This is a genomic window from Bradyrhizobium sp. 604_D8_N2_3 (assembly GCF_051810765.1).
Lineage (GTDB): Bacteria > Pseudomonadota > Alphaproteobacteria > Rhizobiales > Xanthobacteraceae > Bradyrhizobium > Bradyrhizobium barranii.
The window spans coordinates 2,631,180-2,653,437 of the sequence record NZ_JBPWPM010000001.1 but is presented as its reverse complement, the minus strand read 5'-3'; the positions used below and the strand labels follow the sequence as shown (position 1 = coordinate 2,653,437).

Annotated in this window: 23 protein-coding genes; 6 read left to right on the top strand and 17 right to left on the bottom strand. The window is 64.0% G+C overall.

All coding sequences use genetic code 11. The features are described 5' to 3' along the window. Window positions 1-85 precede the first annotated feature (85 nt). The 9 genes from AB7245_RS12425 to AB7245_RS12385 form a co-directional block, all read right to left on the bottom strand. A complete protein-coding gene (locus AB7245_RS12425) occupies window positions 86-949 on the bottom strand; it encodes a sugar phosphate isomerase/epimerase family protein (protein WP_085404403.1) in 864 nt (287 codons plus the stop codon). Next, on the bottom strand, window positions 949-2,139 hold the full coding sequence (locus AB7245_RS12420; RefSeq protein WP_085404404.1) for a dihydrodipicolinate synthase family protein: 1,191 nt from the start codon (window positions 2,137-2,139) through the stop codon (window positions 949-951). The genes AB7245_RS12425 and AB7245_RS12420 overlap by 1 nt, the downstream gene beginning before the upstream one ends. Before the next feature lie 136 nt (window positions 2,140-2,275). Next, window positions 2,276-3,427: a Gfo/Idh/MocA family protein gene (locus AB7245_RS12415; RefSeq protein ID WP_085404405.1), complete on the bottom strand. Its 1,152-nt coding sequence runs from the start codon at window positions 3,425-3,427 to the stop codon at window positions 2,276-2,278. 5 nt (window positions 3,428-3,432) lie between these two features. Then, the gene (locus tag AB7245_RS12410; RefSeq protein ID WP_085404406.1) at window positions 3,433-4,821 is read right to left on the bottom strand and encodes a hypothetical protein; all 1,389 of its coding nucleotides are present in this window, start codon (window positions 4,819-4,821) and stop codon (window positions 3,433-3,435) included. Window positions 4,822-4,825: 4 nt separating this feature from the next. Continuing rightward, window positions 4,826-5,674: an ABC transporter ATP-binding protein gene (locus AB7245_RS12405; RefSeq protein WP_085404407.1), complete on the bottom strand. Its 849-nt coding sequence runs from the start codon at window positions 5,672-5,674 to the stop codon at window positions 4,826-4,828. After that, window positions 5,671-6,663: an ABC transporter substrate-binding protein gene (locus AB7245_RS12400; protein ID WP_085404408.1), complete on the bottom strand. Its 993-nt coding sequence runs from the start codon at window positions 6,661-6,663 to the stop codon at window positions 5,671-5,673. Before AB7245_RS12400 ends, AB7245_RS12405 begins: the two co-directional genes overlap by 4 nt. A 62-nt stretch (window positions 6,664-6,725) precedes the next feature. Continuing rightward, complete coding sequence (locus AB7245_RS12395; protein ID WP_071915912.1) at window positions 6,726-7,535, bottom strand: ABC transporter permease; 810 nt, start codon at window positions 7,533-7,535, stop codon at window positions 6,726-6,728. 321 nt (window positions 7,536-7,856) lie between these two features. Continuing rightward, the gene (locus tag AB7245_RS12390) at window positions 7,857-8,612 is read right to left on the bottom strand and encodes a TetR/AcrR family transcriptional regulator (protein ID WP_193560924.1); all 756 of its coding nucleotides are present in this window, start codon (window positions 8,610-8,612) and stop codon (window positions 7,857-7,859) included. Between the two features lie 127 nt (window positions 8,613-8,739). Continuing rightward, a complete protein-coding gene (locus AB7245_RS12385) occupies window positions 8,740-9,588 on the bottom strand; it encodes a VOC family protein (RefSeq protein ID WP_135216305.1) in 849 nt (282 codons plus the stop codon). A gap of 209 nt (window positions 9,589-9,797) precedes the next feature. Here AB7245_RS12385 and AB7245_RS12380 point away from each other — a divergent pair, with 209 nt between their 5' ends. Then, window positions 9,798-10,691, top strand: coding sequence for a sugar kinase (locus AB7245_RS12380; RefSeq protein WP_014496984.1), 894 nt, complete (start codon window positions 9,798-9,800; stop codon window positions 10,689-10,691). A 19-nt stretch (window positions 10,692-10,710) separates the two neighbouring features. Next, the gene (locus tag AB7245_RS12375) at window positions 10,711-11,625 is read left to right on the top strand and encodes a ribokinase (RefSeq protein WP_135216297.1); all 915 of its coding nucleotides are present in this window, start codon (window positions 10,711-10,713) and stop codon (window positions 11,623-11,625) included. Here AB7245_RS12375 and AB7245_RS12370 read toward each other — a convergent pair whose 3' ends face one another. Next, window positions 11,626-12,846 carry an NAD(P)/FAD-dependent oxidoreductase gene (locus tag AB7245_RS12370; RefSeq protein ID WP_085404410.1) on the bottom strand — a complete coding sequence of 407 codons (1,221 nt, stop codon included), beginning with the start codon at window positions 12,844-12,846 and terminating at the stop codon, window positions 11,626-11,628. A 227-nt stretch (window positions 12,847-13,073) separates the two neighbouring features. On the opposite strand from AB7245_RS12370, the gene AB7245_RS12365 reads away from it, so the two are divergent. Continuing rightward, window positions 13,074-13,868 carry an enoyl-CoA hydratase/isomerase family protein gene (locus tag AB7245_RS12365; protein ID WP_085404549.1) on the top strand — a complete coding sequence of 265 codons (795 nt, stop codon included), beginning with the start codon at window positions 13,074-13,076 and terminating at the stop codon, window positions 13,866-13,868. Then, window positions 13,865-14,434, top strand: coding sequence for a histidine phosphatase family protein (locus tag AB7245_RS12360; RefSeq protein ID WP_085404411.1), 570 nt, complete (start codon window positions 13,865-13,867; stop codon window positions 14,432-14,434). The genes AB7245_RS12365 and AB7245_RS12360 overlap by 4 nt, the downstream gene beginning before the upstream one ends. 4 nt (window positions 14,435-14,438) lie before the next feature. Here AB7245_RS12360 and AB7245_RS12355 read toward each other — a convergent pair whose 3' ends face one another. The 4 genes from AB7245_RS12355 to AB7245_RS12340 all read right to left on the bottom strand — a co-directional run bounded on the left by AB7245_RS12355 (window position 14,439) and on the right by AB7245_RS12340 (window position 19,283). After that, on the bottom strand, window positions 14,439-15,779 hold the full coding sequence (locus AB7245_RS12355; RefSeq protein WP_085404412.1) for a TRAP transporter large permease: 1,341 nt from the start codon (window positions 15,777-15,779) through the stop codon (window positions 14,439-14,441). After that, window positions 15,776-16,354 (bottom strand): TRAP transporter small permease, encoded by a 579-nt coding sequence (locus tag AB7245_RS12350; protein ID WP_085404413.1) that lies wholly within the window; start codon window positions 16,352-16,354, stop codon window positions 15,776-15,778. Before AB7245_RS12350 ends, AB7245_RS12355 begins: the two co-directional genes overlap by 4 nt. Window positions 16,355-16,507: 153 nt before the next feature. Next, the gene (locus AB7245_RS12345) at window positions 16,508-17,503 is read right to left on the bottom strand and encodes a TRAP transporter substrate-binding protein (RefSeq protein WP_063984777.1); all 996 of its coding nucleotides are present in this window, start codon (window positions 17,501-17,503) and stop codon (window positions 16,508-16,510) included. A gap of 61 nt (window positions 17,504-17,564) precedes the next feature. Further along, entirely contained in the window at window positions 17,565-19,283 is a 1,719-nt protein-coding gene (locus AB7245_RS12340) for an IlvD/Edd family dehydratase (protein WP_085404550.1), read from the bottom strand. 174 nt (window positions 19,284-19,457) lie between these two features. Between AB7245_RS12340 and AB7245_RS12335 the strand changes: the two genes are divergently transcribed. Both AB7245_RS12335 and AB7245_RS12330 read left to right on the top strand, forming a co-directional pair. Next, window positions 19,458-20,138, top strand: a complete 681-nt coding sequence (locus AB7245_RS12335) for a GntR family transcriptional regulator (RefSeq protein WP_085404414.1) — start codon at window positions 19,458-19,460, stop codon at window positions 20,136-20,138. Between the two features lie 32 nt (window positions 20,139-20,170). Continuing rightward, window positions 20,171-21,070, top strand: coding sequence for a hypothetical protein (locus tag AB7245_RS12330; RefSeq protein ID WP_085404415.1), 900 nt, complete (start codon window positions 20,171-20,173; stop codon window positions 21,068-21,070). Between the two features lie 67 nt (window positions 21,071-21,137). Here AB7245_RS12330 and AB7245_RS12325 read toward each other — a convergent pair whose 3' ends face one another. From AB7245_RS12325 to AB7245_RS12315, 3 genes are all read right to left on the bottom strand, one after another. After that, window positions 21,138-21,392 carry a hypothetical protein gene (locus AB7245_RS12325; RefSeq protein WP_135216299.1) on the bottom strand — a complete coding sequence of 85 codons (255 nt, stop codon included), beginning with the start codon at window positions 21,390-21,392 and terminating at the stop codon, window positions 21,138-21,140. A gap of 105 nt (window positions 21,393-21,497) precedes the next feature. Next, complete coding sequence (locus AB7245_RS12320) at window positions 21,498-21,923, bottom strand: hypothetical protein (RefSeq protein WP_085404551.1); 426 nt, start codon at window positions 21,921-21,923, stop codon at window positions 21,498-21,500. A 24-nt stretch (window positions 21,924-21,947) separates the two neighbouring features. After that, window positions 21,948-22,211, bottom strand: a complete 264-nt coding sequence (locus AB7245_RS12315; protein ID WP_028146794.1) for a GlsB/YeaQ/YmgE family stress response membrane protein — start codon at window positions 22,209-22,211, stop codon at window positions 21,948-21,950. Between the last annotated feature and the right edge of the window lie 47 nt (window positions 22,212-22,258).

The window sequence follows — 22,258 nt, the reverse complement described above, 5'->3', positions numbered from 1 at the left end:
CCGCCGCTTCGGTGCCGTGAAGGGGAAGGCGCGCTTCAACACGCGGCAACAAGTCGCAAGCCCGTGAGGACAGCGCGCGTGGGAGCTAGACCACCGTCCTGTGCCGCGTAATGCACGTGCGCAGCACCTCGTCCATCGGCTTGCTCCACCAGTCGTTGGAGAAGATCTCGATCTCCGAATAACCGGCATAGCCTTGCGCTTCGACAGCGGCGCGCGCCGATTTGATGTCGATCACGCCGTCGCCCATCATGCCGCGGTCGTTGAGGATGTCCCTGGTCGGCACCAGCCAGTCGCAGACATGGAAGGCCAGCAGGCGATCCTTGCCGGCACGCGCGATCTGGGCCATCAGCTCCGGATCCCACCAGATGTGATAGACGTCGAGCGCGACGCCAAGCATGCCGCTGCGGCCCGGGTCGAGCCGATCGCAGATGTCGAGCGCCTGTTTCGTCGTGTTCACGCAGGCGCGGTCGGCAGCGTAGGCCGGATGCAAGGGCTCGATCGCCAGCGGCAGCTTTGCCTGTCTGGCATAGTCGAGCATCTCGGCGAGAGCCTCCTCGACCTGACCGCGCGCTGCGACGATGTCCTTGGACGCCTCGCTGCCCGGCCGCGAATATTGCGGCAGACCGCCGACGACGAGAACGATGCAGGGCGCGCCCAGCGCCTTGGCTTCGTCGACGCAGCGGCGGTTGTCGTCGCGCACTTCGCCGCGACGCGATGCGTCCGAGGTGAACATGCCGCCGCGGCAATAGCCCGACAGCTCGAGGCCGGCGTCGCGCACCGCGCGTGCGGCGCGGTCGAGACCGACGGCAGCGACCTGATCGCGCCAGGGGTCGATGGCGCGGATGCCATGCTTCGCACAGGCGTCGATGATCTCGACGAGGTCACCCTGCTTGCGGACCGTCGCCGTGTTGAGCGACAGCCAGCGATGGTCGGACGAAAAATCGCGCATCAGGAGTCCAGCCCGTGAGAGGCCAGCACTGTTTTCATGCGACGGGTCGCCAGTTCGGGGTTGGCCAGCAGCCCGGCCTGATCGGCGAGGCGGAACAGCTCGGCCAGATGCAGCATCGAGCGCGCGCTCTCCTGTCCCCCGACCATGGTGAAATGATCCTGGTGGCCGTTGAGATAGGCCATGAACACCACGCCGGTCTTGTAGAAGCGCGTCGGCGCCTTGAAGATATGACGCGACAGCGGCACGGTCGGCCCCAGCACGTCGTGGAAGCCGGCCTCGTCGCCTGCCGCGAGGCGTGACAACGCATAAGAGGCAGCCGGCGCGATGGCATCGAAGATGCCGAGCAGTGCGTGCGAAAAGCCCTGGTCGTCGCCGGCGATTAGCTCCGCGTAGTTGAAATCGTCGCCGGTGTACATCTTGATGCGCTTGTCCAGGCGCCTGCGCATGTCGATCTCGCGCTGCTTGTCGAGTAGCGAAACCTTGACGCCGTCAACCTTGGCCGCGTTGTTGTTGATGATGGCCACCGCAACGTCCATCGCCTTGTCCAGGTCCTTGGTGCCCCAATATCCGGTCAGAGCGGGATCGAACATATCGCCGAGCCAGTGGATGATCACGGGCTCGCGGACCTGCGACAGCACGCGGTTGTAGACCTTGGCGTAATCGTCGGCGCTGCGGCCGAGTTTTGCGAGAGCACGCGACGCCATCAGGATGATGCGGCCGCCGACCTTCTCGACGGCCGAGAGCTGCTCCTCATAGGCGCGAATGACGTCGTCGAGGCTCTTGGCATCCTCGACCGCAAGATGATCCGTACCTGCGCCGGAGAACACCAGCGCATTGCGCCGCTTGGCGGCACCGACCGAACGTGTGATCAGCTCCAGCGAGGTCGGCCAGTCCAGCCCCATCCCACGCTGCGCGGTGTCCATGGCTTCGGCGACGCCGAGGCCGAGGTCCCAGACATGCTCGCGGAAGGCGATGGTCTTGTCCCAGTCGATGGCAGCCGAGAGCCAGGGATCGTTGTCCGCAAAGGGATCGACAACCGTGTGCACGGCCGAGAACGCGATGCGGTTCAAAGGTCCTTCGAGCTTCGCGGGGAACGTTCGCGACGCCGCGAGCCGGTAGGTCTCGATCGAACGATCCGCTTTCGGGAGCTTGAGCGACAATGACGACATTGGTTGGACGGGTTTGTTCATGATTTCAGACCTCTCCCCGTCATTGCGAGGAGCGAAGCGACGAAGCAATCCAGACCGTCGCCGCGGAGGGACTCTGGATTGCTTCGCTTCGCTCGCAATGACGGCTTGGTAAACATCGCGGCTTATCCAACTGACCTCAGGCCTCGATCGGGGCGACGTCGATCCAGCGCCGCTCCTTCCAGCTCTTCAGCGCGCATTCGGCGAGTTGCACGCCCTTGACGCCTTCGAGCAGCGTGAACTTGTAGGGCGCGTCCTCGTAGACGTGGCGGATGAACATCTCCCACTGCTCCTTGAAGCCGTTGTCGTAGGTGACGTTGTCAGGCAGCTTCTGCCAGTCGCCGTAGAAGTCGTGCAGCCGCTTCTCGTCGGGATTCCACACCGGCCGGGGCGTTGCCTGCCGCGCCTGGATCATGCAATCCGACAGGCCCGCGACCGCCGAGCCGTGTGTGCCGTCGACCTGGAAGGTGACGAGGTCGTCGCGATAGACGCGCGTCACCCAGGACATGTTGATGTGCGCGATGACGCCGCCCTCGAGCTGGAAGGTCGCGTAGGCGGAATCATCCGCGGTCGCCTTGTACTTCTTGCCCTGCTCGTCAAAACGCTCGGGGATGTCGGTGTTGCCGATGCAGACCACGCTCTGGACGTTGCCGAACAGGTTGTCGAGCACGTAGCGCCAGTGGCAGACCATGTCGAGGATGATGCCGCCGCCGTCCTCGTCGCGGTAGTTCCAGGACGGCCGCTGCGCCTCCTGCCAGCCGCCTTCGAACACCCAATAGCCGAATTCGCCGCGCACCGAGAGGATGCGGCCGAAGAAGCCGGAGTCGCGCAGGAAGGCGATCTTCTTCAGGCCCGGCAGGAACAGCTTGTCCTGCACCGTGCCATGCTTGACGCCCTTTGCGTTGGCGAGCTTGACGACCTCGAGCGCCTCCTCGAAATTCGTCGCGATCGGCTTCTCGCAATAGACGTGCTTGCCGGCGTTGATGGCCTGGGTCAGCAGACCGGGCCGCGCCTGCGTGGTCGCGGCGTCGAAGAACATGGTGTCGTTCTTGTCCGCGAGCGCAGCATCGAGATCGGTGGTCCAGCGCGTGATGTTGTAGCGCTTGGCGAGGGCTTCGACCTTGTCGGCGCTGCGGCCGACCAGGATCGGATCGGGCATCACGCGGTCGCCGTTCTTCAGCCGGACGCCGCCCTGCTCGCGAATCGCGACGATCGAGCGGATCAGATGCTGGTTGAGACCCATGCGGCCGGTAACGCCGTTCATGATGAGGCCGAGGCGTTGGGTGGTCATGCCAATTACTCCCAAGGTGATTTTGGCTGTTCGAGCGGGCGGAGCGCCGACCAGTCCGGATGGACCGACGTCGCAAAGCCCGTTGCATGGAGCGATCCCGTCAGGAGATCGCCGTTTTGAATGGAGAGGCGGATGCCCTGCCCGGCATCGGCGTAGAGATCGGGATGCGCGAGCGCGAAAGCCTGCGCTTCAGCGGTCGGCGTCTCGCCAAATCCGTCGACATAGTGATGGCCGTTGCGCTCCGCATGGGTGACGCCGATGAAGGCGCCGAGCGCGAGATCCTGCTGCACGGCAAGGCCGGCCTGGCAGGTCAGGTCCTCGCCCGTCACGAAGAACCGCGCGCCGCCCGCGCTCCATTTCGACGCGCGCGTCGCGTTGACGATGGATTTGTAGAGGCCCTTGCAGGACTTCGAGGAAATGCCGCAATAGCCGCGCGCACGCGCCGCCGGGAAGGCATCGTAGGAATCGTCGGCCTCGTCGATGATGAAGCCGTGCGCGGCGAGCGAGCCGAGCGGGCATTGCCGGGTGATGTCTCGCGGCATCGGCTGTTCGACATAGAGCAAGCGCGAGGCGATCGGGCGCAGCGCGGAATCACGATCAAGCCGATCCATCAGTGCCTGTAGTGCGGCAAGATCGGCGTACTGCTCGTTCGCGTCGAGCGTCACCTTGTAGTCGCGCCCGAGCGTGTCGAGTTCCTTGCCGATCCGCGCCAGCCGTCCTGCATCGGCAGCGGGATCGCCCGACAGTTTCAGCTTGAAGTAATACGCACCGGCGTTCTCGCGTGCATCGGCAACACCGCCCTCACCTTCGACGGTATCGTCGAGGCCCACGGTGTGCCTGATGGCAACGCGCGGCAGCGGCTTCCGGCCGGCGAGAAACGCCGTGAGGTCCGCTTCCTTGAGGTCCGGCGAAAGCCGTGCATCGATGCCGGCAATGTTGCCGGCCATCCCGTCGAAAAAGTTGGTCTCGCCTGCGCGGAGCAGTGCGTCGAGGATCGCCTTGTCGATCTCCGCCGGGCCATAAGCCGCCGCAAGCGCTGGAATATTCTTCTTTGCACAAGTCGCGACCTGGGCACCGATGCACGAGGCATGCAGATCGAACGCCGTCAAGAATCCAGTCCGCGCAAGATAAAGGCCCCGCGCAATTTCCAGCGAACGCCGCAGGCCGTCGACCGTCTGCGCCGGCGACAGCTCCGGCCGCTTGTCGAACCATTTTGGCACCAGCAGCTCGGCACTGGCGCCGACCGCATTCCCGCTGCCCTCGACCTCGATCTCGACCCGCACGAACAGCTGCGGCGTTGCATTGATGGTGATCGCGCCAAAGCGGAACGGCCGCGCAAAATGCACGGGACGTTCAAAGAACGCGATGTCTCGCAGCTTCAGGCGCGGCGCCATGACTTTAATCCAGCGAACCTTGCGAGAAAAAATGCCTGCGGATGCGTTGCACGAGCTCGGTGAAGACAGGATCGGCCATTACATCGAGCGAGCGCGGGCGCGGCAGCGGCACGTCGTAGATCGCCGCGATCGCGCCGGGCCGCTCGGTCATGACCAGCACGCGGTCGGCGAGGAACACGGCCTCGGGAATCGAATGCGTGATCAGGAGCACCGTCTTCCTAGTCTCGCGCTGGATCCGCATCAGCTCGACATTCATGCGCTCGCGCGTCAACGCGTCGAGTGCGCCGAACGGCTCGTCCATCAGCATGATCTTGGGATCGTGCACCAACGCGCGACAGATCGAGGCGCGCTGCTGCATGCCGCCCGAGAGCTGCCAGGGCAGCTTCTTCTCGAAACCTTCGAGGCCGACCAGCTTCAACAGCGCCTTGGCGCGATCGAGATAGTGTTGTCGCGGCAGCCGCTTCATGTCGATCGGCAGCATCACGTTCGCGAGGATGTTGCGCCAGGGCAGCAGCAGCGCGTTCTGGAAGACGATGCCGACATTGCCGTGCGGCTTCGTCACCTTCTCACCCTCGACCAGGACCTCGCCTGATGTCGGCGGCAGCAACCCCGAGATCAGCTTGAGTAGCGTGGACTTGCCGCAGCCGCTTGGGCCGACCACGACGAAGAACTCGCCGTCATTGATGTGGAAGTCGAGCGGACGCAGCGACGGCACGTCGCCGTCGCGCGTCCGGTAGGTTTTCGACACGCCGGACAGTTTGATGCCCGACGCATCGCCGGCAGCCCGGTCGCTCACCAGTCTCAGATGCGCGGCGTGCTGCACGATTTCGCTCACGACTGCGGCTTGCTTCACGATCCGCTCTTCGGCAGATAATCGTTGGTGTAGAAGGCCTTCGGGTTCTCCTTGGCCTTGGCATCCAGTCCGCCATATTCGACCATCAGATTGACGGAGTCCGTCATGTTCTGGTCGGTGACCTGGAACGGCCGCTTGCTCTTGGTCTCCGCGGTCCGGTAGAGCGGAATGGTCAGCTCAAAGCCCTGCGTCAGGGTGTCGATCTTGCCGCCCTTGGGGTTGGCATCGAGGATCGATTGCGCAGCCGCTTTCGGCTCCTTCTCGGCGGCTTCGACCGCCTTGGTCGTCGCCGACATGAAACGGCGGACGAGATCGGCATTGGCCTTCACATAGTCGGCGTTGGCGATGATGCCCGAGGAGACCATGTTGATGCCGTAGTCAGCGAACTTGATCGGATAGACGTCCTTGCCGGTGGCGTCCTTGATCTTCATCGACTGGTCCATGACGTAGCCGAGCAACAGATCGGCCTGGCCGTTGATGACGGCGTTGAGCTTGGTCTGGCCGTCGCCGGCAACGGTCTGGAAGTCGCTTTCCTTCAGGCCGGTCTTCTTCAGGAACAGCGGCCAGATCTGGGTCATGGAATCGGCCGGCGTGATCGCCACCGTCTTGCCCTTGATGTCCTCCGGCTTCTTGATGTTCTTGTCGGCAAAGCCCATGGCGGACATCGGGCTGGTCTGGAGCAGCACGCCGGTCGCGACGACAGGTGCGCCCTTGATCGCGGCGCGCATCATGGTGGGGACGTCGACATAGCCGAAATCGGCGGTCTTGGCGGCCACGGCCTGCGTGGTCGCAGCCGAGCCGCGGCCTTCCTGGATTTCGAGGTCGATGCCTTCGGCCGCGTAAATGCCCTTGGCTTTGCCGTAATAGAACGGCGCGTGCTCGCCATAGACGTACCAGTTCAGCATCAGCACGACCTTGTCGGCGGCCTGCGCGGGCATCGCCGCAAACACCATCAGCGCAGCCGAGACAGCTCCTATCCACCGCTTCATCGTTTCTCTCCCTTGCCCTTGTTGCGTCGGCCGTTGATGGCCGTTCGTTGCCTTAGTTTTTGTTACGAGGCGAAAATCACGTCTTCACGCTGGCTGACATGCCAGGGAATGACCAGCTTCTCGATCCGGTCCACGATCCAGAACAGGATCACGCCGAGCAGCGCCAGGATCACCAGCGCCGCGAACATCGTCGGCAGATCGAACGTGCCGATCGAGCGCTGCATCACGTAGCCGATGCCGGAATTGGAGCCGACGAACTCGCCGACGACGGCGCCGACCACGGCAAGCGTCACCGACACTTTGAGGCCTGAGAAGATCGCCGGCAGCGCATGCGGCAGGTTCACCGCGAGGAAAACCCGGAACCGGCTGCCCTGCATGGCGCGGGCGAGATCGACCATATCAGGATCGACCGATTTGAAGCCCTGCACGGCGGAGACCACCACCGGGAAGAAACCGAGCAGGAAGGCTGAAATCACTTTGGGAATGATGCCGAAGCCAAACCAGACCACGAACAGCGGCGCGATCGCGATCTTCGGCACGGATTGCGAGAACACCAGCAGCGGATAGACATAGCTCTCCACCGTCTTCGAGCCCGCGATCAGCATCGCGACGGGAATGCCGAACAGCGCCGACAGCAGGAAGCCGCAGACGGTGGCATAGGTGGTCGGCCAGGACTGGCGCAGCAGTTCCGGCCATTCGGTGCGCAGCACCGCGACGACGTCGGCCGGCGCCGGGATCTGATAGGCGGGAATTTTGAACAGCCGGATTGCGAGGTCCCAGGCGACGACGATGAAAACCAGGAACAAAAACGGCCGGACCCAGGCCGCATTCAGCATCTTGGATACCGCACCTTGCGGCTTCAACTCAGCCACGTCTCACTCCCGGCATTCTTCTTCGTTCGGGGGAGAAATTAACTCGTTGGATAAATACTGTCCAGAGCTTTCCCTGTGACGTTTTGTGCCGGTTCCTGGCCTCCTCTCGTGTCCCGGACGTGCTGCTGCGCTACGTCCGGGGCACGAGACCGCCTCACCCTCGGTGTCATTCCCCGCGAAGGCGGGGAATCCAGTACGCCGCGGCTTCTCGGTTCAATCTCAACCGTCTCTGGAATACTGGATTGCCCGCCTTCGCGGGCAATGACGGCGGAGATTGAGGAAACGACGGACGATTGGTCCGCCAACGCGCGGACTAGGCCGCTAAACCGTCTGCGCGACCGCGCTGCGCGACTTCGGCGCCTTGGCGATCTCGAACAGCGCGGTCGATCGGCCCGTCAGCGCGGCCAGCACGAGGCCGACCATGTGCGAAAGCCGTTCGTCCTTGGCTTTCTTGTCCAGCAGGTCGCGGCCGAAGATCACGCTCAACGTGGCCGAATTGGAGAGATAGAAGAAGCAGAGCCCCGCGATCGAGATGTAGAGCTGCACCGGATCGACCGCGACCTGGAAGTCGCCGCTGTCGACGCCGCGCAGCACCACGGTGCGGATCATCTCGACGAAGGGCGAGTGCATCGACTTGACCTTGGTCGAGCGCTTGAGGTGCTTTGCGCGCGCGAGGTTCTCGGTCTGGAGCAGCGACAGGAATTCCGGGTTGCGCAGGAAGTAGTTCCAGGTGAACTCGATCAGGCGCCGGATCGCTTCGGGCGGATCGAGATGCTCGAGATCCAGCCCCCGCTCCTCGCTGCGGATCTTGTCATAGGCGCCTTCGAGCACCGCGAGATAGAGCTCGTCCTTGTTGCCGACGTGATAGTAGAGCATGCGCTTGTTGGCGCCGGCCTTCGCCGCGATGCGGTCGACACGCGCGCCCGCGAGCCCGTGGGTGGAGAATTCCTGCTTGGCAGCCTCGAGAATGCGCAGCCGCATCCCCTCGGGGTCGCGCTGCCATTTCAGAGTTCGCTTTGCCGTTGCTTTCGCCAAACCGGGTGCCCGCTGGGTGATCGTCCAGATCGCATTTATCATGCGCGAGGCCCGCCGCATAGTTTCGTCATTGCGAGCGCAGCGAAGCAATCCAGACTGCCACCGCGAAGACAGCCTGGATTGCTTCGTCGCAAGAGCTCCTCGCAATGACGAACGGGAGGCCGCCCCCTCAATCCGCCGGCTTCGGCGAGCGCTCCAGCAGCACCGTCTGGATCCCGCAGGTCCCATTCCGCACCGTCATGATCCGCGTGCCCGGCTTGCGGCCGTTGCGCACCTCGGTGACGTCGAGGCCGGCGGCGAGCAGGCGGGCGCGCGTGGCGTCGATGTCGGCGACCCGCCAGCTCAGGCCCCAGAGACGGTCATGCACGGAATCCCCGCCCGCCACGGGGCGGCGCACCACTTCGACGATGAGGTCGCCGCAGCGGAAGAACATCAGCTGGCCCCAATCCTGGTGCGAGCGGTCCAGTGCGAGATCAAGGCCGAGCCGCGCGCCATAGAGCGCAGCGGCGCGGTCGGAATCCTCGGTGGTGACCACGACGTGGTCGAGCCCATCGATCGGCGCGATGTCGGTCGCAGTCGACAGCGGCCGCTCCTCGGCGAGCTCGAGGAAGAACATGCGCACGCCGCGCGTCAATTCGGTCGCGGCACGCGTGCGTTTCCAGTGCAGGACTGCGCCGCTCGCGACGTCGCTGCTTTCGACCTCGGCGACCGGATCAGGCCTCAAGGCCACCCGCTCCAGCCGCCGGTGCATCTTGCCCATGTCTGCGACACGAAAGCACAGGCTGGCGAGCACGCCCTCGCGGTCGTCGAGCAGCGCGCGGATCCGGTCCGCCGCAACGTTAAAGCCGCTCGGCGCCATCAGCTCGATCGTCACGTTCGCAAGCGTGAACAGCACGCGATCGGCGCCCTCGCCGGAATTCTGCCAGGCCGGCGCGCGCCCGAGCAGCGTCTGATACGCCGCCTTGGCCGCACCGATATCGCTCACCAGGGCAACGATGTGATCGAGGCCGGTGATCATCATTCCCCCCTTTGATCGACCTGGAACCATATTCCGAAGGACGGCGTTTGTCCGGGCTTGGCATGGACCGGTGATGGTCGTATTCCGGCCCCATGCCGACCTCAAGCGCTCGGGCGGCAGATTTGCGAATAATTTCAGCGTCCCCAGAGCGGAACCGGTGTTAGAGTAAGCCCGCCGGCCGGGACCACCCAGCGCATCACGGACAACCAATGCAGGCTCTCTTTATCGGTCAGACCTATATCGACGTCGTCTTCATCACCGACCACATGCCGACCGGCGACGAAAAGCACGTGGCAACCGACTACGCGGTCTCCTTCGGCGGCAACGCGGTCACGGCGGCGTTCTGCTGCGCCAAGCTCGGCATCGTGCCCGATCTCATCGCCACGGCGGCCAATGACTGGCTGGGGCGGATGTTCCAGGACATGTGCGCGAAATACGCGATCTCGCTGCACGGGCGGAAGGTGAACCAGTCCTCGCTGTCCTTCATCATGCCCAAGGACGGCAAGCGCGCCATCGTCCGCTGCCGCGACGACGAGCACATCCATCCGTTCCCCATGCTCAATCTCGGCGGCTGCCGCGCCCTGCACATCGACGGCCATCAGCCCGATGCCGCGATCCACTATGCAAAAGTCTGCCGCGAGGCCGGCATCCTGACCTCGCTCGACGGCGGCGGCCTGCGCACCAACACGCATGAGCTGCTCGCATTCATCGACGTCGCCATCGTCGCCGAACGCCTATGCGAGCAGATGGACCTGACGCCCGAGAAGATGCTCGACTACCTCAAGAGCCGCGGCTGCAAGATCGGCGGCGTCACCATGGGTGAGAAGGGTCTGCTCTGGTACAATGAAACGGGTGCGGTCGAGGTCATGCCGGCGATGCCGATCCCGCGCGAGCGCGTGATCGACACCAACGGCGCCGGCGACGTCTTCCACGGCGCCTATGTCTATTCCTACCTCGCCCATCCCGGCAAAAGCTGGCGCGAGCATTTTGATTTTGCCCGCGCCGCCTCGACCTTCAAGATCCAGCGCCTCGGCAACGAGGCCGGGCTGCCGACCCTTGTGGACATCGCCAAAGTCAGGCACGAGTTCGAAGTCAGGGTCTAGGGTTTTGTAAGGGCATATCATGGGGCGCGTCTTTATCGCCGGCAGCATCAACATGGATGTGGTGGCGACCGCCGATCGCCACCCCAAAGTCGGCGAGACCGTCGCCGGCCGGCAGGTGCTGTATTTTCCTGGCGGCAAAGGTGCAAACCAGGCCGTCGCGGCGTCGCGACTCGGCGTGAAGACCACGCTGATCGGCCGGCTTGGCAAGGATTCATTTGGCGCTGAGTTGCGGATGTTCCTCGGTGCGCAGGGCATCGAGCTCGGCTCTGTTCGGGACGCCGACACGCATAGCGGCACCGCGATCATCACGGTGGCGGCCTCCGACAACACCATCGTCGTCATCCCCGGCAGTAATGCGCTGGTCAGCGCCGACGATGTCGCGAACGTTCCGCTGGCGAAGGGCGATGTGGCCGTCAGCCAGTTCGAGATTCCGCTGCCGACGATTGCCGCCTTCTTCCAGCGCGCCCGTAGCGCCGGCGCCACGACGCTGCTCAACCCGGCACCGGCGCAAAAGATGTCCGCCGAGCTGCTGGCGCTCGTCGACATCCTCGTGCTGAACGAGACCGAGCTCGGCTTCCTCGCAGGCGTGGAGCTCTCCGACGGCGACGAGGCCGCAACAATCATCGACGTCGCGCGACAACTTCAGGCACGCGAGGACCAGATCATCTGCGTGACGCTCGGCAAGCGGGGCGTGCTCGCGCTCGCCGGCCGCGAGGAATTCGCGGTGCCCGGCCGCGTGGTGAAAGCGGTCGACACCACCGGCGCCGGCGATTGCTTCGTCGGCGCGCTCGCGGCGCAGCTGGCGAAGGGCGTGTCCTTGCGTGCCGCGCTCGCCTTCGCCAACGCGGCCGCCTCGATCAGCGTGCAGCGGATGGGCGCCGGGCCGTCGATGCCGACGGCCGCGGAAGTCGCCGCGGTCGTCAAGGCCAGCTGATCAGGCCAGCGCGCTCTTCAGGTCGAAGCCTTCGTCCGCGGCCTGCTCCGGCGTGATCGAGCGCTCCAGTCCGAACAGGCGTCGGCCGAACATGTGGTCGCCGGCACGGTTGACCGACTCGATGCCGAGCAGTCTGTCGCCCTTGTAGCAGAACGCCGAGAACGCTTTCTTCTCGGGATCGCCACGCAGCACGACGCGGTCGTAGCCGGTGGTCAGCCCCGCCATCTGGAGCTTGTCGTCGCCCTGGTCGCTCCAGAACCAGGGATGACTGTCGTAGGCCTTGCGGTCGCCGGTCAGCCGCGCCGCGAGGCAGCGGGCGTGATCGGTGGCGTTCTGCACCGATTCCAGCCGCTGCGATCCGCCGAAGCGCGGACTGGCGAACAGCGCGCAGTCGCCGATCGCGGAGATGCCAGGATCGGACGTCGAGAGATATTCGTCGACGATGATGCCGGCGGCGACGGCAAGCCCCGCCTCCGCCGCAAGCTCGATGTTCGGCAGCACGCCGACACCGACCACGACGAGGTCGGCCGGCAGATGCCTTCCATCGCTCAAGGAAACGCCGGTGACCTTGCCGCCCTCAGCCTCGATCGAGGTTGCCTGCACACCGAGGTGAATGCGGATGCCGGCCTCGCGATGCCGCGCCTGAAAATACTCCGAGACCTCCGCCGTCACCGCGCGCGCCATCACGCGCGGGGCGAGTTCGAGCACGTCGACCTCGAGCCCCTTGATCCGCGCGGTGGCCGCGAATTCCAGGCCGATGAAGCCGGCGCCGATGATCACCGCGCGCTTCTTCGACGGCATGATCTTCCGCAGCGCCTCGCTGTCGTCGAGGATGCGTAAGTATTTCACGTCGGGCAAATTCGCATTCGGCAAATCAAGCAGCCGGTTGCGCGCGCCCGTGGCCAGCACGAGGTGGCCGTAAGGCAGCGTCTCGCCGGATGCGAGATGCACCTTGTGGCCGGCGCGATCGATCGACACTGCGCGGCCTGCGATCAGCTCGATCTTCTGATCCTGGTAGAATTTCTCCGGCCGGAACATCAGGCTCTCCGGCCCGGCCGAGCCCTTGATATAGGCCTTGGACAGCGGCGGCCGCTGATAGGGCAGATGCGCCTCGTCGTTGATCAGGCAGACGCGGTCGGAAAAGCCCGCCTGGCGCAGGGATGCCGCGACCTGGTAGCCGCCATGGCCGGCTCCGACAATGATCACCGGACCACCCGTCATTGGAACAGCCCATTTCCGGAGACACGAGCGTCACCCATGTCGTCTCCTCTCTCGCTGATATTGGCTTGGCTTGCCCAGGAGGAGCCGGCGCTCGTGTCCGTTCCTAAACGAAGGCGGCCCATTTGAGCCCATCATTCCGTCCTGCGCAAGAGCGGCATGCGGGGATTGTCACCCCCGACCTTCTGCGATTTAGTTGCAGCAACGACCTCATGCCGGGGATATTCCAGATGCCAGCTCCCGTCTCCAAACCCGACGATCCCGCCCTGCTGCGGATCGACGGCCCGATCGCAACCATCACGCTCAACCGCCCCGCCGCGTTCAACTCGGTCAACCTTGCAATCGCGCAGAAGCTCGAACAGCTCGCGGCCTATCTCGAAGGCGCCGACGACATCAGGGTCGTCGTGCTCGAAGGAGAAGGCCGCGCCTTCTCGGCCGGCGGCGATCTGCAGACGATCGGCGCTGCGGCCGAAACCGGCACGGTCACGCCGGTCGTTGGCGAGCTGCTGAAGCATTATCACGCCTTCATCGAGATCATCCGGCGCATGCCAAAGATCTCGCTGTCCAGCGTGCACGGCTCGGCGGCCGGCGCCGGCATGGGCCTCGCCTTCGTCACCGATCTCTGCATCGCCGCGGAGGATGCCAAGTTCACGCCGGCCTATGCCAAGATCGGGGTATCGCCGGACGGCGGCTCGACGGTCGGGATCGTCGGTACGGTCGGATCGAGACGTGCGCTCCAGATCTTCCTGTCGGAGGACAATTTTACCGCGCAGCAGGCCTATGAATGGGGCCTGGTTGCGAAGGTCGTCCCCGCCGCGGAGTTGAAGGCGGCCACGCGAAAACTCGCCGAGCGCCTGGCGCAGAATCCGCCGGCGGCGATCGCCGGCACCAAGTCGCTGGTCTACCAGGCCGCGACCACGCCGGTGAAGCAGCAGCTCGATGCCGAGGAGCACAAGATCATCATGGCGATGAATACGGAGGATTTCCGCGCCGCCGTGAAGAAATTCACGAGCAAGGGCAAGTGAGCGTGCCGGCACCGGCGCGCTCGTTCTGCGGCCTGCGCCACGGCGCGACCGACTGGAATAGGCAGGGGCTGTTTCAGGGACGAACCGACAACCCGCTGAACGCGGACGGCCTTGCGCAGGCGCACGAGGCCGCGGACATGTTGCGCGGGATCGGCATCAGCCGAATCGTCGCGAGCCCGCTGGTGCGCGCGGCACGAACGGCCGAGATCATCGCAGACGCCATCTCGGTGCCGCTCTCGATCGATGACGGCATCATCGAGTTCGATTTCGGAAGCTTTGAGGGCCTCCCCGTCCGCGACCTCATGATCAAGCACGGCGTCAACTCGGCGACGGGCCTCGTCTCGATCCTCCCCGCCGACGGCGAAAACTGGGACGCCATGACGGAACGGTCGCTGGCTTGCGTCTCCGCATGGCTCGACCGTCATCCTGACGACGATTTCCTGTTCGTCTGCCACGACGCGGTGATGCAGGGAATTGCGAAGTCACTGTGCGGCAGCTATTTCAAGAACAGCCACGGCACGCCGTTTCGCTACCTCCGTGAAGGCGGGCAATGGCGCGTCGAGTAGCTCGTCACTTAGGACAGATGTAGCCTGTCCCCGCCAGCGACTTGAAGCAGCCGACCGATTCCGGCAGCACTTTCTGCGGCAGCCACAGCACCACGCTCGGGAAATAGATCGCGAACGCGATCGTGGCCAGGAACACCACATAGATCGGCAAGGCGGCGCGTAAGGCCTTGGCAAAACTGATGCCGACGAATTTCGAGGCCATCAGCAGCACCAGGCCGTATGGCGGCGTGATCAGGCCAAAGGCGAGCGTGGCGATCAGCACCACGCCCATGTGCACGGCGTTGATGTCGCCGGCCTCGGTCAGCGCGTTGACCAGCGGCATGAAGATGATGATGGTCGGCACCGGCTCGATGAAGTCACCGACCACAGTGAAGAGCAGCACCATCAGCAGCATGATCAGATGCGGATCGTTGCCGGCAATCGAGGTGATCATGTCGGCGATGTAACTCGCACCGCGTAAGTAAGCGAGCATCCAGCCGAAGGCATTGGCAGCGCCGATCGTGATCAGCGGCAGCGAGAAGATCAAGCCTGCAAGGCAGAAATCATATGGGATCTTTTTGATATGCCCGCGGTTCAGCGCGGGGATCACGACGACGACAATCCAGACCACCGCAACGACGCCGGCTTCCGTCGGCGTGAACCAGCCGGTGAGGATGCCGCCGAGCAAAATGACAGGGATCATCAGCGGCAGGGCGGCGTCACCCGCGGCGAACACCACCTGCCGCAGCGGCGCGCGCGGCTTGCGCAGGCCGGAAGGGCCGAAGAAGTAGCAATAGATCATCAACCCGAAGCCGATCATCAGCCCGGGCACCACCCCCGCCATGAACAGGCCGGCGATCGAGACGTTGCCGACCGCGCCATAGACCACCGCCGTAATGCTCGGCGGCACCAGTGCAGCGATGGTCGAAGCGGACGCGATGATCGCCGCAATGAAGGCGGGCTCGTAGCCCTCGCGTTTCATCGGGCCGCCCAGCGCACGGCTCATCACGGCGACGTCGGCAGTGGTCGAGCCCGACATTTCCGAGAAGAACATGCTGAAGACAACGACGACCTGCGACAGCCCGCCCCTGATGTGTCCGACCAGCGATACTGACAGGTTGGCTATTCGTACCACCACGTTGGCCGAGCTCATGAGCTCGCCGACCAGCAGGAAGAACGGGATTGCCAGCAACGCCTCGGAGTCCACGCCGTCAAATATCTTCTGGATGATCGCGGCCAGCGAGACATCGGAGAGGAGCGCACCAATGAACACGCCGGCCATCAGCGAGAACGGCACGGGCACGCCGAGATAGCCGAACGACAGGAAGCAGATCGACATCAACGCCAGGACAACGGGTGCGCTCACGGCTGCGCCCTCATCTGCACGTCCGTGATGACGGGCGCTCCGTCCTCTTCGGGCGGCTCGTGATGGTCAAAGCCGTTGCGCAAGCCGTTGACGAGCTGCTCGATGGTGAACAGGCCGATCAGCACGCCGGACAGCGGGATGATCGCATAGAGCGAGGCGATCGGAGTGCCCGACGGCAAGCGAAAGCTGCCGAAGCCGCGAAGATAGTTCTGATAGCCGTACCAGATCAGGCAGAAGGCGACGCCGAGCACGACGAGACGAATGATCACTTCGACGATCAGCCGCGCCGTGCCGTGCATCGCTTCGGAGATCGCGGTGAGATAGAGGTGATCGTTGCGCCGGGTCGCGACCGCGGTCCCGACGAAGATCGCATAGATGAACAGCGTCGAGGTGACTTCCTGGAGCCACAGCCAGGGGTGGCCGATGGTGCGTGTGACGATGTCGGCGGTGACCGACAGCGAGAAGCCGAAGCAGAGCACGCCGCAGAGGACCATCAGCGCAAGCTCGAGCCAGTCGAGCCAGCGCCATTTCAGGTGGCGTTGCCGTTGCACCAGCAGTTTGTCGGCGATGGACATTGTTGCTCCCGGCTGCAGCTTTCCGTCATGGCCGGGCTTGTCCCGGTCATCCACGCACTTGGTGCGGGCTCGAAGGAAGAACGTGGATGCCCGGGACATTTGGCGCGAAGGCGCGCTTCGCGCTTCTGCCCGGGCATGACGACTTTGCTGTAACTAGTTCACCGACCGGATCAAATTCTTGATCTTCTCGGCATGCGGGCCGAGCTCCTTGGCGAGCTTGTCGAGATAGGGGTCGGCGATCACCGTGAAGCTCTTCTTGTCGACGTTGTCGACGATCTTCACGCCCATCTTCTTCAGCTTGTCGGCCGCGGTGCGCTCGAGGTCGAACGCCTTCTGCGGCTCTTTCGTGCTGACCTCGTTGGCCGCCGCCTGCACCCACCCCTTCTGCTCCGCCGATAGGCTCTGCCAGAGCTTGTCGGAGACGAACACCAGCGCGTTGTTGGCCTCGTGCTCGGTGATGTTGAGGACCGGGGCGACCTCGTAGTGCTTGTTGACGAGGTAGACATTGATGCTGTTCTCGGCGACGTCGACGACGCCGGTTTGCAAGCTGGTGTAGACGCTGCCGAACGGCATGTGCACGGTCTGGGCGCCGTAGGCCGGGAACATCATGTCCTCGGTCGCGGTCGCCTGGACGCGGATCTTCAGCCCCTTGATGTCGCCGACATTGTGGATCTCCTTCTTGGAGTACATGTGGCGCACACCTTGCGAACCGGTCGCAATCACGTGCAGGCCCTGCGTGGTCTCGTCGATCATGGTCTTGAGCGCTTCGAACACGCGGGGATCGGCCAGCCCCTTGACCACGTGGTTCTCGTCGCGGAACAGGAAGTGCAGCGACATCACGCCGGCCTGCGGCGAAATCGTCGCGGTGTTGGCCGAGGAGATGATGGCGAATTCGATGTCGCCGGCCTTCACGAGCTGGAGCACCTGCGGCTCCTGCCCGAGCTGCGCGCCCGGATACTGGTCGATGATCATGGTGCCCTTGCTCAATTCCTTGAGCTTGTCGGCAAAGAGGTCGCCCGCGATGGAATAGCCGGTGTTGCGCGGCTGATCGTAGGCAAAGCGATAATGCTTCACCTCCTGTGCCCCGGCCCCGGTGACGAAAAGTACGGCGGCCATGGCCACCAACCCACGCATGGATCGTGCAATCATCGTTTCCCCCTGTTTTATCGCCCGCCGCTTGTGCGGTCTGAGCGCTCGTTCGGGTGGTTCGTCACCCCTTCTCAGTCTGCTTCCCAGTCCTCTGCATGAAATCGAAGTCGCAGCCCTCGTCGGCCTGCATGATGGTCTCGTTGAACAGCCAGGCGTAGCCGCGCCGCGCCTCATCGGGTGCTGCCGCCGGCTTCAATGCGGTGCGCCGACGCTCCAGCTCGGCGGCATCGACCAGCAGCTCGATGCTGCGCTTGGCAACATCCAGCCGGATCATGTCGCCGTTCTTCACCAGCGCGAGCGGTCCGCCGACGGCGGATTCCGGCGTGATGTGAAGCACGATGGTGCCGAACGCGGTGCCGCTCATGCGCGCATCCGAAATGCGCACCATATCCTTGGTGCCGCCGCGCGCGAGCTTCTTCGGGATCGGCAGATAACCCGCCTCCGGCATGCCCGGCGCGCCCTTGGGGCCGGCATTGCGCAGCACCAGCACGTCGTCGGAGTTCACGTCGAGATCGGGATGGTCGACCCGCAAGGTCATGTCCTCGACGGATTCGAACACCACCGCGCGCCCGGTGTGCTGCAACAGCTTGGGGCTCGCGGCCGACTGCTTGATGACGGCACCGCGCGGGGCGAGATTGCCGTGCAGGACGGCAAGGCCCCCTTCCTTCTTGATTGGATTGTCGCGCGGACGGATCGCATCCTGGCCAGGCACGTCCTCCGCATTCGCGACGACATCGCGCAGCGTCTGGCCGCTGATGGTCTTCGCGTCGAGATCGACGAGATCGCCGAGCTGCGCCAGCAATTTCGGCACGCCACCGGCGTGGTGGAAATGCTCCATGTAGTGTTCGCCCGACGGCTTGAGGTCGACCAGCACCGGCACTTCGCGGCCAATCCGGTCGAACACCTCGAGATCGAGGCGGTGGGGCGAGCGGTGCGCCATCGCCGTCAAATGGATCAGGCCGTTGGTCGAGCCGCCGATCGCCTGGAGCACGACCTGCGCATTCTTGAAAGACGCCGGCGTCAGCAATTCGCTCGGCTTCGGCCCCTTGGTCTTGGCCATCTCGGCGGCAACCCTGCCGCTCGCTTCGGCAAGGCGAAAGCGTTCGGCATGCGGCGCGGGAATCGTCGCGCTCATCGGCAGCGACAGACCCATGGCTTCGATCATGCAGGCCATGGTCGAGGCCGTGCCCATCACCATGCAGGTGCCGACCGACGGCGCGAGGCGGCCATTGACCTCCTCGATCTCGGCATCATCCATTTCGCCGGCGCGATACTTGCCCCAGAGACGGCGGCAATCGGTGCAGGCACCGAGCACCTCGCCCTTGTGATGGCCGACCACCATGGGACCGACGGGAATGACGACGGTCGGCAAATCAGCACTGATCGCGGCCATAACCTGCGCAGGAAGGGTCTTGTCGCAGCCGCCGATCACGATCACCGAATCCATCGGCTGGGCCCGGATCATCTCCTCGGTGTCCATCGCCATCAGATTGCGCAGATACATCGAGGTCGGATGCGCAAAGCTCTCGGCGATCGAAATGGTCGGAAACACGAACGGCATCGCGCCCGACAGCATCACGCCGCGCTTGGCGGCCTCGATGATCTGGGGGACGTTGCCGTGGCAGGGATTGTAGTCGCTATAGGTGTTGGTGATGCCGACGATCGGGCGCTCCAGCGCGTCGTCGGAATAGCCCATGGCCTTGATGAACGCCTTGCGCAGGAACAGCGAGAAGCCGGCATCGCCATAGCTCGTCAGACCCTTGCGCAAACCACTCGTCATCATACCGCTCCTTCTCGCTTGCCATTGTGCTACAGCCTGCCCCCTGATTGTCAATAAGATTGGGCCAGATCGTCGCGCTTTCTGCCCCAGACACCGCCTTCCGACACAAATTATTGACAATCCGGGTTCTCCCTGCTCCACAAGGCGGACCGGCATGAGCCGGAGGCTGAGGGCATGTCCGACATCCGCACCGCAGACGCCATGCCGGTCCGGCGCGACGATCCGGACGATGTCGTCGCGCGGCTGGAAGAGGACATCATCTTCGGCCGCCTGCCGCCGGGCGCGCGCCTCACCGAAGACGCGCTGATGTCGCGCTACGGCACCTCCCGGCACTTCGTGCGGCAGGCCTTGGTCGATGCCGAGCGCCGCGGCATCGTCCGCCGCGAGAAGAACGTCGGCGCCACCGTGCGGTTCTACTCGGCCGAGGAAGTCCGGCAGATCTACGAGGTCCGCGAGATGCTGACCCGGCAGGCCGCGCTGATGATCCCCCTGCCCGCACCGCAAGGCCTGATCGACGAGCTGACCGCACTGCAACGGCAATATTGCGCGAAGGCCGATGTGCAGGATCTGCGCGGCATCCACGAGGCCAACGACGCCTTTCACCTCGCGCTGTTCTCGGCCTGCGGCAATCCCTATCTGGTGCGGTCGCTCCAGGACTACATGAGCCTGACGCTGCCGATGCGCGCCAAGAACCTCGCCGACCGCGAGGGACTTGCGCAATCGCGGCGCCAACACGAGCTGATGATCGAGCTGTTGAAGGGCCGCGACAGCTGGGCGTTGGCGCAGCTGTGTGTGGATCACATGCAGTTCAGCAAGTCGGATTATCTGGCGAGGATTGCGGGTGAGGAGAGCTGACGCTAGACCAAGGCAACGCTACAGGTCTTACAATGCCGCATGATGTGAGCACGCCACCCCTGCTTGTTGACGTCGCCATCGAAGCGAAGTCCAGGGCCGATCATGAGAAGCTCGTTGCTGCGCTCTTGAAGCTCACCGCCAAGGACGGAGCGCTCGCCGTGTCGGTCGATCAAGACTCTGCTCAGATCATCCTGAAGGGAACGAGCGAAACCCGCATCGAGAGCGCGATCGACGCCCTCAACCGGACCTCTGGAATAGCCGTCAATATTGGTGCCCTGCAGGTGGCATTTCTCGAGCATCCGACCAAACGTGCGGAGGCGGAATACACTCACAAAAAGATCTACGGGCCCAAGGGGGAGTTTGCCGCCGTCAAGCTTGCCATCGAGCCGAATGAGCCTGGCACGGGATACCAGCTTGAACGCAAGACTGGTGTGGATGCGCTACCGAACAAATATATGCCCGGGATCGAGAAAGGGCTCGAAAGCGTACTGGCCTGCGGCGTGATTGCGGGCTTTCCGGTGGTGAACGTCAGGGTCCAGCTGATCGACGGCAAGTATCACGACGTCGATTCTTCACCGCTCGCCTTCGAGATCGCGGCTAATGCCGCGTTCCGCAGGGCGCTGCAAACGGCAGAATCGGTCTTGCTTGAGCCGATCATGAAGGTCGAAGTGGTGACACCGACGCCGTTCGCACAATCGATCGTTGACGACCTGACATCACGGCGTGGGACCGCCCACTCCAGGGTCGTCGACGATGACACGGTCGCGATCGATGCGACGGTACCGCTCATAGCGATGTTCGGCTATGCGAACAGCCTGCGCGTGTTGAGCCAGGGGCTCGCCAGCCACACAATGCGCTTCGACCGCTATGCCGCCGCACCGCAGCCCTGGGACGGCCCGCCATTTCGTCCGGCGATCGGGATGCGTGCCTGACACTCATCGCGATAGAAGAGGCCGCCAACGCAGGCGGCCTCCCAAAATTCTGAACTGACCCGCGCTCTTATTTGAGGTCGAGAGCCCGGCAGTAGTAGCCGCTCTCAACGCCCGTCCAGCCTCGCTCCATGCGGTTACTGCGGCACTCGTAGTAGGACTTGAAGTTGAGGACGTTCTTGCAATTCGCAACCGCGCCGCCGGAGAGCGAGCATCCCGGACCTTGGTTTGGGTTCAGGTGAGCCGCGGGACCGATCGGTGCGGCGCTCACCGGCGCGATCGACAAGGTAGCAAGGATCAACGCTGACATCGCTAACGTCTTCATAGCCATCCTCCCTGTTCTTGTTGCCTGGGACGGCAATGCACGTCCCGGAACAGACGATAGCATGACGCGAGTGACAGGTCCTTCTCAATCAGAGCTTGTTCGCGTTCAGTACCGCCTCAGCAAACCGCGGTCCACGCTGGCATCGCCGTAGTCAGCGCAGCCCCTTGTCGGGTTCTTGATCAAGTCCGTCCGGACGCGCCTGAACGTTTTGCCGGCCGCCTCACGCACCTCGGGGCGGAATTTACCGGGATCGTAGGTCTCGCCGTCGCGGGCCTTGATGGCTGCAGCATAGGCGTCGATCATGGCCATCGCCGCCTCAGGGCTGCCGAGAAGCCGGGCGCCGAGTTGAACGCCGCCGGCGCCGTCGACCTCGTAACCGTCGCATCGCTGCTCCAGCACCACCGATGCGGTGACGAGCTGGTCAAGGAACGTCGCCTCGGCATCGCTGAGGGCTGCGGCTCGCGCCGATCCTGACATGACTCCCGGTACGATCGTCGCGAGCATCGCGACGACTGACAATTTGATTTTCATGCGCAGCAAGATCATTCGGGTCGATCAGGCGCGGCCCTGACGACCCATAACAAGCCCGTACAGGAAGAGGAGAATGATGGCGCCGACCACGCTGCCGATGAAGCCGGCGCCCTCCCCGAACTTATACCATCCCACGGCCTGACCGAGCCACGTCGCGACGAACGCACCGACGATCCCCAAAACCGTCGTCAGGATGAACCCCGTGGGCTCGGATTTGTCGCCGGGCATGATGAATTTCGCGACCACGCCGACGATAAATCCAATGATGATCGTCCAAAGGATACCCATGTCCATCGCTCCATTCGGTCGGTTTGCACATCAACGTCTGAAGGAAT

Bases quoted from the DNA above. Each gene is read 5' to 3' on its own strand.
- AB7245_RS12425 (WP_085404403.1), bottom strand. From the start codon at position 949: ATGCGCGATTTTTCGTCCGACCATCGCTGGCTGTCGCTCAACACGGCG.
- AB7245_RS12420 (WP_085404404.1), bottom strand. From the start codon at position 2,139: ATGAACAAACCCGTCCAACCAATGTCGTCATTGTCGCTCAAGCTCCCG.
- AB7245_RS12415 (WP_085404405.1), bottom strand. From the start codon at position 3,427: ATGACCACCCAACGCCTCGGCCTCATCATGAACGGCGTTACCGGCCGC.
- AB7245_RS12410 (WP_085404406.1), bottom strand. From the start codon at position 4,821: ATGGCGCCGCGCCTGAAGCTGCGAGACATCGCGTTCTTTGAACGTCCC.
- AB7245_RS12400 (WP_085404408.1), bottom strand. From the start codon at position 6,663: ATGAAGCGGTGGATAGGAGCTGTCTCGGCTGCGCTGATGGTGTTTGCG.
- AB7245_RS12390 (WP_193560924.1), bottom strand. From the start codon at position 8,612: ATGATAAATGCGATCTGGACGATCACCCAGCGGGCACCCGGTTTGGCG.
- AB7245_RS12385 (WP_135216305.1), bottom strand. From the start codon at position 9,588: ATGATCACCGGCCTCGATCACATCGTTGCCCTGGTGAGCGATATCGGT.
- AB7245_RS12380 (WP_014496984.1), top strand. From the start codon at position 9,798: ATGCAGGCTCTCTTTATCGGTCAGACCTATATCGACGTCGTCTTCATC.
- AB7245_RS12375 (WP_135216297.1), top strand. From the start codon at position 10,711: ATGGGGCGCGTCTTTATCGCCGGCAGCATCAACATGGATGTGGTGGCG.
- AB7245_RS12370 (WP_085404410.1), bottom strand. From the start codon at position 12,846: ATGACGGGTGGTCCGGTGATCATTGTCGGAGCCGGCCATGGCGGCTAC.
- AB7245_RS12365 (WP_085404549.1), top strand. From the start codon at position 13,074: ATGCCAGCTCCCGTCTCCAAACCCGACGATCCCGCCCTGCTGCGGATC.
- AB7245_RS12350 (WP_085404413.1), bottom strand. From the start codon at position 16,354: ATGTCCATCGCCGACAAACTGCTGGTGCAACGGCAACGCCACCTGAAA.
- AB7245_RS12345 (WP_063984777.1), bottom strand. From the start codon at position 17,503: ATGATTGCACGATCCATGCGTGGGTTGGTGGCCATGGCCGCCGTACTT.
- AB7245_RS12340 (WP_085404550.1), bottom strand. From the start codon at position 19,283: ATGACGAGTGGTTTGCGCAAGGGTCTGACGAGCTATGGCGATGCCGGC.
- AB7245_RS12335 (WP_085404414.1), top strand. From the start codon at position 19,458: ATGTCCGACATCCGCACCGCAGACGCCATGCCGGTCCGGCGCGACGAT.
- AB7245_RS12330 (WP_085404415.1), top strand. From the start codon at position 20,171: ATGCCGCATGATGTGAGCACGCCACCCCTGCTTGTTGACGTCGCCATC.
- AB7245_RS12325 (WP_135216299.1), bottom strand. From the start codon at position 21,392: ATGAAGACGTTAGCGATGTCAGCGTTGATCCTTGCTACCTTGTCGATC.
- AB7245_RS12320 (WP_085404551.1), bottom strand. From the start codon at position 21,923: ATGAAAATCAAATTGTCAGTCGTCGCGATGCTCGCGACGATCGTACCG.
- AB7245_RS12315 (WP_028146794.1), bottom strand. From the start codon at position 22,211: ATGGGTATCCTTTGGACGATCATCATTGGATTTATCGTCGGCGTGGTC.